Here is a 12308-nt window from a genome sequence, read left to right as displayed (position 1 = left end):
GCCTCACCGCCCCCGGAAGGTGGGCGTGCGCTTGTCCCGGAACGCCGCCATCGCCTCCGCGGAGTCGTCGGTGGACTGCACCACGGCCATGTGCGAGGAGATCAGGTCCAGGGAGGTGCGCAGGTCGGTGCGCGCGGACTGCATGACGGTGCGCTTGATGGCCCGGACCGCCACCGGTGGTGCGTCGGCGAGCCTGCGGGCGAACGCGTAGGTCCGCTCCAGCAGCTCGTCGTCGGGGTAGCGGTAGCTGGCGATGCCGAGCTCCACCGCGGTCCGGGCGTCGATGAAGTCGCCCGTCCACAGCAGTTCGAGGGCCTTGGCGGTGCCGACCAGCCGGGGCAGGTAGTAGCAGCCGCCGTCGCCGGGCACCAAGCCGACCTTGATGTAGCCCTCGGAGAACCGGGCCGATTCCCCGGCGAAGCGGATGTCGCACATCAGCGCCATGTCCATGCCCGCGCCGACGGCCACCCCGCCGACCGCGGCGAGCACCGGCTTGTCGAAGTCCTCCAACGCCAGCGGGACCTGGTGGATGCGTTCGGTGAGCACCTGCTTGTGGTCCAGCACGGTCTTGTCGCCGGAGGTGAAGTCGGCCAGGTCCACCCCCGAGCAGAAGGCGCCCGGAGCCCCGGTGAGGACCAGCACCCGGACCTCGGGGTCGAACCGCGCCGACCGGATCGCCGCGGCCCAGTCGTCGATCATCTCCAGCGTGAAGGCGTTCTTGCGGGCGGGTCGGTTGAGCAGGATGGTGCCCACGCCGTCCGCCGCGGTGTACTCCAGATCGGCCATCTCCCGGCATCCCTTCCGCGGACGTCCTCGCCGGGAGTGAAGCACGTCACCGCGGCGGAAGTCCATGCAAAAGTGCATGCAATCCGAGTCAAGACCCGGGGCGGCGTGCGGGAGCCGGGGTCAGTCCGCCGGCGCGGCGGGGAATCCCGGTGCGGCACCGAGATCGGCGCGGGTGGCGTCGCGGTGGGCGTCCATGATCTCGATCGCGCGTTCGGTCCGGCCGCGCCGCAGCGCGCCGATGAGCTGGCGGTGTTCGCGCACCACGCGCTTGCGGGCCGCCTCGTCGTAGAGGTACACCACCCGGTACACCTCGGTCATCTTCCAGATCCGCTCGATCTCGTCGACGATCAGGTGCAGGCCCGAGCTGCGGAAGATCGCGAAGTGGAAGTCGTGGTTGAGCGCGATCATCCGCTGCACGTCCACCGCCTGCGCGGCCTCGGCGATCCGGTCGTTGAGCGCGCTGAGCTCGGCGAGCGCGTCGGCGCCCGGCCGGGGCAGCTCGCGCAGCACGGCCGCTTCCAGCGCCGTCCGCATCAGGTAGGCCTGCCGCAGCTCCTCGGCGGAGAACCGGGTCACCGCGTAGCCGACGTTGGGGCGGTGCCGGACCACGCCTTCGGCCTCCAGCGCCTTGAGCGCCTCGCGCACCGGTACCCGGCTCACGCCCAGCCGTTCGGCGAGGGCCTCCTGGCGCAGCGGCTGCCCGGGCAGCAGCTCGTGGGAGCGCATCATCCGGCGGATCTGCTCGACGGCGCGGCCCACCGAGTCCGCCGGGCGCCCCGCCCCGCCCGCCGTCACTTCCGCCACCGCCCGTCGCGCACCGTCGCGAGCGTAGTGCACCGGCGGCGTCGGGGAGCACAGTGGACGGAAAGCCCGGTACCTGGCCTTCCGGGCGACGCGCGCCCGGCTGCGCTGCGCCCTCCGCGCCGGAGCGCTATGGTGCGGTTCTCATGGCAGCCTCGGAGCCGGACTTCGCCGACCGGGTGCCGTGGCAGAGCGTGTTCGACCAGGCTGCTGCCGCGATGGCGATCCTCGACTTGCAGGGCGTGTACCTGTACGTCAACGAAGCCATGTGCCGGATGCTCGGCTACACATGCGACGAGCTCTGCGGTCGGGACTACCGCGACGTCACCTACCCGGACGACATCGACCCCGAGGGCCCCACCGAGTCGCGCGGACTGCTGGAGAAGCGCTACCTCCGCGCCGACGGCACCGTCCTGTGGGCCCTGGTGTCGCGCACGTTCGTCCGCGACGAGGACGGCGAGCCGATCTACTTCCTCTCCCAGATCCAGGACATCACCGCGCGTCGGGAGACCGAACTGCTGTGGGCGCGCAGCTTCGCCAACGCCCCGATCGGGATGGCGGTGCTCGACGTCAAGGGCAACTGGATCGAGGTCAACGACGCGCTCTGCTCGATGCTCGGGTACACCCGCGAGGAAATGGTGGGGATGGGCTTCGACGAGGTCACCTACGAGGACGACGAGTCCCAGGGCCTCGCGGCGCTGTCCGCCCTGATGACCGAGGGCCTGGACAGCGCCACCGTGGAGAAGCGCTACCGGCACAAGGACGGCCACCCGATCTGGGTCCTGATCCGCGCCACCGCGGTCCCCGGTGCCGACGGCCGCCCCGCCTTCGTGGTCAGCCAGTACGAGGACATCGGCGAGCAGCGGCTGGTCGACGCCCACCTCGCCCACCTCGCGCTGCACGACCCGCTGACCGGCCTGGCCAACCGGGCGCTGCTGGCCGACCGGCTGGACCACAGCCTCCAGCAGCTCGCCTCCGGGCACGGCGTGCTGGTGGTGCTGCTGGCCGATCTCGACGGCCTCAAACCGGTCAACGACCGCTACGGGCACGCCGTGGGCGATGAGCTCCTGATCGCCGCCGCCCGCGGGCTGGAGGGCGCGGTGCGGGCCGGGGACACCGTGGCGCGCTACGGCGGCGACGAGTTCGTGGTGCTCAGCCTGCTGCCGGACCTGGCGGCGGCCGAGGCGCTGCAGGACCGGGTGGTGCAGCGGCTCAACGCCCGGTCCACCACGCAGGCGGGCGACCCGGTCGACCTCTCCGGCAGCGTCGGGTACGCCACCACCTCCGACCCGCGGGCCTCGCCGGAGGAACTGCTGCACGCCGCCGACCGCGACATGTACCGGCGCAAGCGGCAGCGGCGCCCCGACGAGCGCTGAGCGCCCACCCTGGCGCCGCCGGCGGAGGGCTCAGGCGTCCAGGTCGGCCAGGGCGGAGCTGATCGCCCGGTGGAACGTCGGGTAGGCCAGGATCATGCCGCGCAACCGGGCGAGGGGCACCTCGGCGTGCACCGCCACGGCCAGCGCGCCGACGATCTCACCGCCGCGCGGGCCGGCCACCGTGGCGCCGACCAGCACGCCCCGGTCGGCGTCGGCCACGAGCTTGATGACGCCCTCGCCGCCGACCTGGTGGATCCACCCGCGCGGGGAATCCTCCAGGCGCGTCGTCCCGGTGCGCACCGGCAGCCCGCGCGCCGCGGCCAGCGACTCGGTGAGCCCCACCGTGGCCACCTCCGGGTCGGTGAAGGTCACCGCGGGCATCGCGCGGTAGTCGGCCGGTTCGGTCCCGCGCCCGAGGATGTCGGCCGCGGCGATCGCCGACTGGTAGACCGAGACGTGGGTGAACGCGCCGTGGCCCGTGACGTCCCCGATCGCCCACACCCCGTCGGCGGCGCGCAGGTGTTCGTCGACCGGGATGGTCGCGCCGCTCTCGTCGATGCCCACCGCGCCGACGCCCAGCGCGGCGAGATCGGTCCGCCGGCCGGTGGCGACCAGCAGGTGCTGCGCGGTGAGCTCGGTGCCGTCGTCCAGCTGCATCCGGAACCCCTCGCCGTCGTGGTCGACCCGCTCGGCCGAGGCCCCCTCGCGGACGTCGATGCCGTCCGCGCGCAGCGCCGCGGCCAGCACCTCGGCGGCCTCCGGCTCGCCGGAGCCCAGAATGTGCTCCCCGCGCTCGACCAGGGCGACCCGGCTGCCGAAGCGGGCGAACACCTGCGCGAACTCCAGCCCGACCGGACCCGCGCCGAGGACCAGCAGCGATTCCGGCGCCCGGTCGGTGCGGACGGCTTCCCGGTTGGTCCAGTACGGCGTGTCCGCGAGCCCGTCGACCGGCGGCGCCGTCGGCTCCGTGCCGGGGTTGAGCACGATGCCGCGCCGCGCCCGCAGCACCTGCTCGCCGTCGGCGGTGCGGACCGCGACCTCGCCGGGCGCGGTGATCCGGCCGACGCCGCGCACCAGCCGGGCGCCGTTGCCGGTGAGCCGTTCGGCGGCGGCGGTGTCGTCCCAGTCGGTCGTGGCCTCGTCCCGGATGCGCCGGTGCACGGGGGACCAGTCCGGCGTCACCTCGGTGCTCCCGCCGAGGTCGGGCACGCGGCGCGCCTCGGCGAGCGCGTCGGTGGCGCGCACCATCATCTTCGTCGGCACGCAGGCGTAGTACGGGCACTCGCCGCCGACCAGCCGCGACTCCACGCCGACCACGTCGAGCCCCGCCGTGGCCAGGCGCCCGGCGACGTCCTCGCCGCCCGGTCCGAGCCCGAGGACCACGACGTCGACTTCCGCGTCCATGAGCAGCCTCCCGCTGTCCGCGTCCGGTGGACCGGTCCAGCCCACCACGGGGGCGGGCCCACCCGCATCCGGACGCGCCCGGACGAGGGCTTCCGCCCGCGGCGCGCTCGCGCCGCGGCCGTCAGCCCCGCTCGGCCAGCGCGTCGGCGAGCGCCCGGTGCGCCGCGTCGACGGCCGCCGCGGCGGGCTCCAGCGCGTCGACCGCACCGAGGAAGCCGTGGAACAGGCCGGGGCAGTGCTGCACGGTGGTCGGCACCCCGGCCTGCCGGAGCCGCTGGGCGTAGCGCAGCCCTTCGCTGCACAGCGGGTCGCGCTCGGCGACGACCACGTGCGCCGGGGGCAGCCCGGCGAGGTCCGGCGCCCGCAGCGGGGAGGCCACCGGGTCGTCGCGGTCGGCCACGTCCGGCGCGTAGTGGTCCCAGAACCACACCATGTGCTCGGCGGTCAGCACGCAGTCGTCGGCGCTGTCCAGGTACGACTCGGTGCCGAAGTCGTGGTCGGTCACCGGGTAGATGAGGAGCTGGAATGCCAGGTCCGGGCCGCTGTCCCGGGCGGCGAGCTGGGCGACCACGGCCGCCAGGTTGCCGCCCGCGCTGTCCCCGGCCACCGCGAGCCGGGACGGGTCGCCGTCCAGTTCGGCGGCGTGCTCGGCGGCCCACTGGGTCGCGGCGTAGGCGTCCTCGACGGCGGCCGGGAACCGGTGCTCCGGGGCCAGCCGGTAGTCCACCGAGAGCACGATCGCCGCCGCGGCGTTGGCCAGGGCGCGGGCCGCGCCGTCGTGGGTCTCGAGGTCGCCGAGCACCCAGCCGCCGCCGTGGAAGTAGACCACCACCGGCAGCGCGGCCCCCGGGACGTCCGGCCAGTAGATCCGGACCGGGATCTCGTTGCCCGCCGGGCCAGGGATGCGCAGGTCCTCGACGCGCTTGACCTCCTGGCGGGGCCGGTCGGCCGCCCCGGCGCGCAGGGCCGCCCGCACCTCCTCGGGTTCCAGCGTCGCGGCGCCCGGTTTGGGCAGGGCTTCGCGCAGCAGCGCGGCGATGGGCTCGGCATCCGGGTGCAGCGGCATGGTGTCCTCCTGCGCGTGGCGTGTGCGAGCGATGCAACTAGACCCGAACGTGCGGCGGAATAGGCCGAACCGGCGATGTGCTCCCGAATCCTGGGAGCAGACCGCGCGTGACGCGCATCACCGCGGTCGGCGGGCCGCGCGCTCGGCCGTCCGCCGCACCGGCTCGATCCAGGGGCCATGACCGGCGCGGACGCCGGGCGGACCGGGTCGTACCGCGGTGGTGGGGTCCCCGCGCCCGGGGGCGACCGCGGGTGGGAGCGGACGTGCCCGCGCCCCTACTCTGGGTAGGGACAACGGGTCCGGGCTGTATCGTTCGCCACAGAACCGACGTTGCCCGCAGGTGAAAGGGAACGGTCAATTGAGCACGACGAATGGGCATCGGTCCGCGCCGGTGCCGGGCTCAGGTACCGCGACGGCTGGAGCGGGTGGGGCCGCATCCCGCAAGCTGAACCGGGTGGTGATCCGGTTCGCCGGGGACTCCGGTGACGGGATGCAGCTCACCGGTGATCGCTTCACCTCGGAAGCCGCCGCCTTCGGCAACGACCTCGCGACGCTGCCCAACTTCCCGGCCGAGATCCGGGCGCCCGCCGGGACGCTGCCCGGGGTGTCCAGCTTCCAGCTCCACTTCGCCGACTACGACATCCTCACCCCGGGGGACCGCCCGGACGTGCTGGTGGCGATGAACCCGGCGGCGCTGAAGTCCAACATCGGCGACCTGCCGCACGGCGGGATCCTGATCGTCAACACCGACGAGTTCACCAAGCGCAACCTGTCCAAGGTCGGTTACGACCACGACCCGCTGGACAGCGGTGAGCTGGAGCCCTACGCGGTGCACCGGGTGCCGATGACCAGCCTGACGCAGGGCGCGCTGGAGAGCACCGGGCTGGGCAAGAAGGACGCCGAGCGGTGCAAGAACATGTTCGCGCTCGGCCTGCTGTCGTGGATGTACCACCGGCCGACCGAGGGCACCGAGCGGTTCCTGCGGGAGAAGTTCGCCAAGAAGCCGCAGATCGCCGAGGCCAACGTGCTGGCCTTCCGCACCGGCTGGAACTACGGCGAGACCACCGAGGCGTTCGCGGTCACCTACGAGGTCGCCCCGGCCAAGCTGCCCACCGGCACCTACCGGCAGATCACCGGCAACACCGCCCTGGCCTACGGCATCGTCGGCGCCGGGCAGCGCAGCGGGCTGCCGGTGTTCCTGGGCAGCTACCCGATCACCCCGGCCTCGGACGTGCTGCACGAACTGGCCGGGCTCAAGAACTTCGGCGTCACGACCTTCCAGGCCGAGGACGAGATCGCGGGCATCGGTGCGGCGCTGGGCGCGTCGTTCGGCGGTTCGCTGGGCGTCACCACGACCTCCGGTCCCGGCCTGGCCCTCAAGGCCGAAACGGTGGGGCTCGCGGTCAGCCTGGAACTGCCGCTGATCATCTGCGACATCCAGCGCGGCGGTCCGTCGACCGGGCTGCCCACCAAGACCGAGCAGGCCGACCTGCTGCAGGCCCTCTACGGGCGCAACGGCGAATCGCCGGTGCCGGTGATCGCGCCGAGCTCGCCCGCGGACTGCTTCGCCATCGCCCTGGAGGCGGCGCGGATCGCGCTGACCTACCGGACCCCGGTGCTGCTGCTCTCGGACGGCGCGATCGCCAACGGCTCGGAGCCCTGGCTGGTCCCGGACGTGGACGACCTGCCGGACCTGCGGGTGGACTTCGCCGCCGAGCCCAACGCGACCGACGGCTCAGGGGAGTTCTGGCCCTACGTGCGCGACGAGGAGACGCTGGCCCGGCAGTGGGCGGTGCCCGGCACCCCCGGCCTGGAGCACCGGGTCGGCGGTCTGGAGAAGGCCGACGGCAAGGGCAACATCTCCTACGACCCGGACAACCACGACCGGATGGTCCGGTTGCGGCAGTCGAAGGTCGACGGGATCGACGTGCCCGACATCGAGGTCGACGACCCGGACGGCGACGCCCGGGTGCTGGTGGTGGGCTGGGGGTCCTCGTTCGGGCCGATCGGCGCCGCCTGCCGCCGGGTCCGCGCCGGGGGCCGCTCCGTCGCGCAGGCCCACCTGCGGTACCTCAACCCGATGCCGGGGAATCTCGGCGAGGTGCTCCGGCGTTACGACAAGGTGATCGTGCCGGAGATGAACCTCGGCCAACTGGCGATGCTGCTCCGCGCCCGGTACCTGGTGGACGCGCAGTCCTACACCAAGGTCGCCGGGCTCCCGTTCCGGGCGGAGGAGCTGGAGAACGTGCTCACCGACGTCGTGCAGGGGGTGTCCGCGTGACGACCGCAGACCTGGGCATGCCCGGGACCGGCGGGTTGGCCGGTGTGCCGACCACCGATGCCAAGCAGTCCGCGAAGGAGTTCAAGTCCGACCAGGAGGTCCGCTGGTGCCCGGGGTGCGGCGACTACGTCGTGCTCAACGCGGTGCAGAGCTTCCTGCCCTCGCTCGGGCTCAAGCGCGAGAACATCGTGTTCATCTCGGGCATCGGCTGCTCGTCGCGCTTCCCGTACTACATGAACACCTACGGGATGCACTCGATCCACGGTCGGGCCCCGGCCATCGCGACCGGGCTGGCCACCAGCAGGCCGGACCTGTCGGTGTGGGTGGTCACCGGTGACGGCGACGCGCTGTCGATCGGCGGCAACCACCTGATCCACGCGCTGCGGCGCAACGTCAACCTGAAGATCCTGCTGTTCAACAACCGGATCTACGGCTTGACCAAGGGCCAGTACTCGCCCACCAGCGAGGTCGGCAAGGTCACCAAGTCGACGCCGGTGGGGTCGCTGGACCACCCGTTCAACCCGGTGTCGCTGGCGTTGGGCGCGGAGGCCTCGTTCGTCGGCCGGGTGATCGACTCGGACCGCGCCGGGGTGACCGAGACGCTGCGCGCCGCCGCCGAGCACCGGGGCAGCGCGCTGGTCGAGATCTACCAGAACTGCCCGATCTTCAACGACGGCGCCTTCGACGTGCTCAAGGACGCCGACGAGAAGGCGCGGCGGATCATCCCGCTGCGGCACGGTGAGCCGATCACCTTCGGGCCGGAGGAGTCCCGCTACGCGGTCGTGTCCGACCGGGCCGGCGCGTTGCGGATCGCCAAGCTGTCCGAAGTGGACGAGGCCGACGTGGTGGTGCACGACGCGACCCGCGCCGACCCGTCCTACGCCTTCGCCCTGTCCCGGCTCGGCGGGCAGGACCTGAACCCGACCGTCACCGGGATCTTCCGCGCCGCGCAGCGGCCCACCTACGACGACCTGGCCCGCGATCAGGTCGCCGAGGAGGAGCGGATCTCGCCGCCGGACCTGCAGTCGCTGCTCAACGGCAACGACACCTGGCGGATCTGAGGCCGACCGCGTTCCCCTGGTGAGCGGCGCCCACCGCCCGGTGGGCGCCGCTCACCAGGTCACAGCACGGCTTCGATCAGGTGCGGCCCGGGGTCGGCGTGCGCGCGGCGCAGCGCGTCGAGCAGTTCCTCGCCGGTGCTGACGCGCACCCCGGGCACCCCGAATCCGCGCGCGATCGCCGTCCAGTCCAGGACGGGGCCGGCGAGCCTGGTCATGCTCGTCGCGCCCGGCCCGGGTTCGTCGACCCCGGCGCGCCGGAGCTCGGCCTCCAGGATCCGGTACCGCTGGTTCGCGCAGATCACCGTGGTGACGTCGAGCTCCTCGCGGGCCTGCGTCCACAGCGCCTGCGCGGTGTAGGCGGCGCTGCCGTCGGCCTGGAAGCCGATCACCGCGCGGTCCGGGCAGGCGATCGCGGCGCCGGTGGCCATCGGCATCCCGGAACCGATCGCGCCGCCGGTCAGCGTCAGCTCGGTGTGCGCCGGGGCGCCGGTGGCCGCGGCCGGGTAGGCGCCCCCGGAGGAGACGCCCTCGTTGACCACGATGGCCCCGTCGGGCTGGGTGAGCGCGATCGCCGCGGCCACGGCGGAGGCGTTGAGCGCGCCGCTCGGCGCGGTCGGTCCCGGGCGCGGGGGAGCGGTCGGCGCGGTCGCGGCGGCGCCTGCGGCCTCGGCCAGCGCGCGCAGCGCCCCGCGCACGTCGTCGCCCTTGTCCGCCAGCGGGTGCACCGCGGTGCCGTCCGGCACCGGGAAGCTGGGCAGGCCCTGGTAGCCGAAGAAGGCCACCGGGGTGCCGGTGCCCACGAGCACCAGGTCGCTGAAGCCGTCCAGCGCGTCGAGCACGTCCTCCGGGAAGTACGGCACCGAGCGCACCGCCGGGATGTCCGGTCCGCGCTCCAACCGGGCGGGGGAGCGCTCGGCGAAGACCTCCGCACCGACCGCGGCGGCGATCCGCGCGGCGGTGCGCAGCCCCTCGCCGTCCAGCGCGTCACCGCCGAGCAGCAGCGCGGGCCGGGCCGCGCCGGCGAGCAGCTTGGCGACCTCCTCGATCCGCTCGGGCGCCACCGCGGGCGGGGCGGGCGGCTCGGGCACCGCGGCCTCGACACCGCCGTCGCTCCACATGTGGTCGGCGGCGCAGATCAGGGTGGCGGGCATCCGGTCCCGCAGCGCGGCCTGCCGGGCCGCCGCGAACTCCTCGGCGGCCCGCGCCGCGGAGGTGGTGCGGCCCACCCAGCCCGAGACCGGGGCGGCGAGCGAGTCGATGTCGCTGGCCAGCGGGGCGTCCGCGGCCTGGTGCCAGCTCGCGTGCTCGCCGATGAGGTTGACCAGCGGGGTGCGCCCGCGCCGGGCGTTGTGCAGGTTCGCGATCCCGTTGGCGAACCCGGGACCGAGGTGCAGCAGGGTGAGCGCGGGCACGCCCGCCATCCGGGTGTAGCCGTCGGCCGCGCCGGTCACCACGCCCTCGGCCAGGGCCAGGACCGGCCGGATGCCGGTCGTCGCGTCGAAGGCTTCGACCAGGGCCATCTCGGTGGTGCCGGGATTGGCGAAGCAGACCCGCATCCCGGCCGCCGCCGCGGTGCTCAGCACGCTCTCGGAACCCTTCACGCGCTACTCCTGTCGTGCGTCGCGGAACCCGCCGATCGGGCGGGATCTGTGCTCGCCCATGCTCTCCGCCGCCTGCCCGCGAGGCAAGGATCCGGGGCCCGGTACCGTGGAAGGGGTGCGAGCTCTGAAGTCCGGACGCCGTGTTCCCGGCCGACGTGCCCTGGTGACCGCCGCGGTGCTGTCCGCCGTCGCGTTGGCCGGGTGCGCTGCGCCGCCACCTCCGCCGGCGCCCGCTCCGCCCCCGCCGCCCCCCGCGGCCGAGGCCGAACCCGCGCTGTCCGAGCAGGATTCCCCGGTGATCACCCGCGAACTGGTGCACTCCGACATCCAGGACCGCGAGGTGGAGCTCTACGTCGCGCGCCCGACCGGGACCGAGGACGTCGAGGACCTGCCGGTCGTGCTCTACCTGCACGGCCGCGACGGGGTGAACCCGACGCCGATCCCGTACGACACGCTGGCGTCGCTGGAGCGCCTGCACCGCGACGGTGCCGTCCCGCCGTTCGCGCTCGCCGTGGTCGACGGCGGGTACAACCCGTACTGGCACGGCGACCTGTCCCGGGTGCTGCACGAGGAGCTCCCGGGGTGGCTGTCCGACCGCGGTCTCGGCGGACCGGAGGGCTTGCCCTACGCGGTGGCCGGGATATCGACCGGTGGTTTCGGCGCGCTGAACTACGCCGCGGACCGCAACCTGGCGGGTCGGCCCGTCTCCGCGGTGGCCGGTCTCGCGCCCGCGCTCCCCATCACCTGGGAGCACATGCGGGAGAAGCAGGCCTTCAGCACCGAGCAGGAGTGGGTGCGGACCGATCCGCTGCAGCGGCTCGCGGACCTCGGCGACGTGCCGGTCGGGCTGTGGGTCGGCGACGCCGACCCGTTCCTGCCGGGCGCCGAGGAACTCGCCGCGCGGTACGAGCACACCCCGGTGTTCTCGGTGCTGCCGGGCGGCCACGACGGGAGCGTCTTCGAGGTCGTCGGCGAGGACATGATCCGCTTCCTCGCCGCGGGCCTGCCGGTGGACCACTGACCGGCGCCCCGGGCCGGTTCGCGTCCCCGGTGCCCCGGGCCGGTTCGTTTCGGCCGGTGTCAGCCCTGGTGCGCCAGCAGGTGTTCCAGCAGCATCCGGGACAGCGCTTCCGGTGCCTGCTCCGGGATCCAGTGCGTGACGTCCTCCAGCATCTCGAACCGGTACGGCCCGGTGACGTGGTCGGCGGTGGCCAGCGCCGCGGTGGAGCCGATGGCCACGTCCTCGGTGCTCCAGACGTAGAGCGTGGGCACCGCGATCGGGCCGATCCGCCCGCCGCCGTAGCGCATCGCGCGGTACCAGTTCAGCGCGGCGGTCAGCGCACCGGGCTCGGAGAGCCGCTGGACGTAGTCGTCGACGTGGTGCTGCGGGACGGCGCCGCCGTAGATGCCGCGCAGCGCGCGGGCGCCGTCGTCGAGCAGGGTCCGCTCGGCACCGGCGGTGCGGAACACCCGCATGTAGGCCGAGCGCTGCTGCTGGTCCTCGTCGCCGCGGACGGCGTCGCCGAACGGGTCCGGGTGCGGCACGGACACCGCCGTCAGCGTCCGGACCCGGTCCGGGTGCGCGGCGGCGGTCGCCCACGCCACCGCGGCGCCCCAGTCGTGGCCCACCAGGTCGAAGCGGTCCCAGCCGAGGTGCCCGGCGATGCTCAGCACGTCGCCGACGAGCTCCTCCATCCGGTAGTCGAGCACCTGCTCCGGCCGCACGCCGGGGGAGTAGCCGCGCTGGTCCGGTGCGACGGCGTGGCATTCGGCGCCGCCGAGCACGGCGAGCTGCTCGGTCCACTGCTGCGCGGCCTCCGGGAAGCCGTGCAGCAGCAGCACCGGGCGCCCGTCCTGCGGCCCGGCGCTCAGCGCGTCGAAGGTGCCTGCGGGCGTGGGGATCTGGATGTGTTCGGCCACCCGGCCACTGTA

The 12308-nt window shown here is 73.8% G+C and carries 10 protein-coding genes; 4 read left to right on the top strand and 6 right to left on the bottom strand.

What is annotated here, in order from left to right; genetic code table 11:
• Positions 1 to 3: 3 nt before the first annotated feature.
• Both ABD976_RS23210 and ABD976_RS23205 read right to left on the bottom strand, forming a co-directional pair.
• Positions 4 to 786 carry an enoyl-CoA hydratase/isomerase family protein gene (locus ABD976_RS23210; protein WP_345366643.1) on the bottom strand — a complete coding sequence of 261 codons (783 nt, stop codon included), beginning with the start codon at positions 784 to 786 and terminating at the stop codon, positions 4 to 6.
• Positions 787 to 906: 120 nt separating this feature from the next.
• A complete protein-coding gene (locus ABD976_RS23205; protein WP_345366641.1) occupies positions 907 to 1590 on the bottom strand; it encodes a GntR family transcriptional regulator in 684 nt (227 codons plus the stop codon).
• 143 nt (positions 1591 to 1733) lie between these two features.
• Here ABD976_RS23205 and ABD976_RS23200 point away from each other — a divergent pair, with 143 nt between their 5' ends.
• Complete coding sequence (locus ABD976_RS23200) at positions 1734 to 2963, top strand: PAS domain S-box protein (protein ID WP_345366639.1); 1230 nt, start codon at positions 1734 to 1736, stop codon at positions 2961 to 2963.
• Positions 2964 to 2993: 30 nt separating this feature from the next.
• Here the strand turns inward: ABD976_RS23200 and ABD976_RS23195 are convergent, their stop codons facing one another.
• Both ABD976_RS23195 and ABD976_RS23190 read right to left on the bottom strand, forming a co-directional pair.
• On the bottom strand, positions 2994 to 4367 hold the full coding sequence (locus ABD976_RS23195) for a dihydrolipoyl dehydrogenase family protein (protein WP_345366637.1): 1374 nt from the start codon (positions 4365 to 4367) through the stop codon (positions 2994 to 2996).
• Between the two features lie 121 nt (positions 4368 to 4488).
• Positions 4489 to 5433, bottom strand: a complete 945-nt coding sequence (locus ABD976_RS23190) for an alpha/beta hydrolase (RefSeq protein ID WP_345366635.1) — start codon at positions 5431 to 5433, stop codon at positions 4489 to 4491.
• Between the two features lie 391 nt (positions 5434 to 5824).
• Between ABD976_RS23190 and ABD976_RS23185 the strand changes: the two genes are divergently transcribed.
• Entirely contained in the window at positions 5825 to 7714 is a 1890-nt protein-coding gene (locus ABD976_RS23185; RefSeq protein WP_345366880.1) for a 2-oxoacid:acceptor oxidoreductase subunit alpha, read from the top strand.
• Positions 7711 to 8775, top strand: a complete 1065-nt coding sequence (locus ABD976_RS23180; RefSeq protein WP_345366633.1) for a 2-oxoacid:ferredoxin oxidoreductase subunit beta — start codon at positions 7711 to 7713, stop codon at positions 8773 to 8775. The genes ABD976_RS23185 and ABD976_RS23180 overlap by 4 nt, the downstream gene beginning before the upstream one ends.
• Before the next feature lie 59 nt (positions 8776 to 8834).
• On the opposite strand, the gene ABD976_RS23175 is transcribed toward ABD976_RS23180, so the two are convergent.
• A complete protein-coding gene (locus tag ABD976_RS23175; protein ID WP_345366631.1) occupies positions 8835 to 10376 on the bottom strand; it encodes an acetolactate synthase large subunit in 1542 nt (513 codons plus the stop codon).
• A gap of 115 nt (positions 10377 to 10491) precedes the next feature.
• Between ABD976_RS23175 and ABD976_RS23170 the strand changes: the two genes are divergently transcribed.
• Positions 10492 to 11397 (top strand): alpha/beta hydrolase, encoded by a 906-nt coding sequence (locus tag ABD976_RS23170; protein ID WP_345366629.1) that lies wholly within the window; start codon positions 10492 to 10494, stop codon positions 11395 to 11397.
• A gap of 59 nt (positions 11398 to 11456) precedes the next feature.
• Here ABD976_RS23170 and ABD976_RS23165 read toward each other — a convergent pair whose 3' ends face one another.
• Entirely contained in the window at positions 11457 to 12296 is an 840-nt protein-coding gene (locus tag ABD976_RS23165) for an alpha/beta fold hydrolase (protein WP_345366627.1), read from the bottom strand.
• Positions 12297 to 12308: the final 12 nt, after the last annotated feature.

Source organism: Saccharopolyspora cebuensis (genome assembly GCF_039542665.1).
In the GTDB taxonomy this organism is placed as follows: domain Bacteria; phylum Actinomycetota; class Actinomycetes; order Mycobacteriales; family Pseudonocardiaceae; genus Saccharopolyspora; species Saccharopolyspora cebuensis.
Note: the sequence above shows the minus strand (reverse complement) of the source record. Positions and strands in the feature narration are given on the sequence as shown.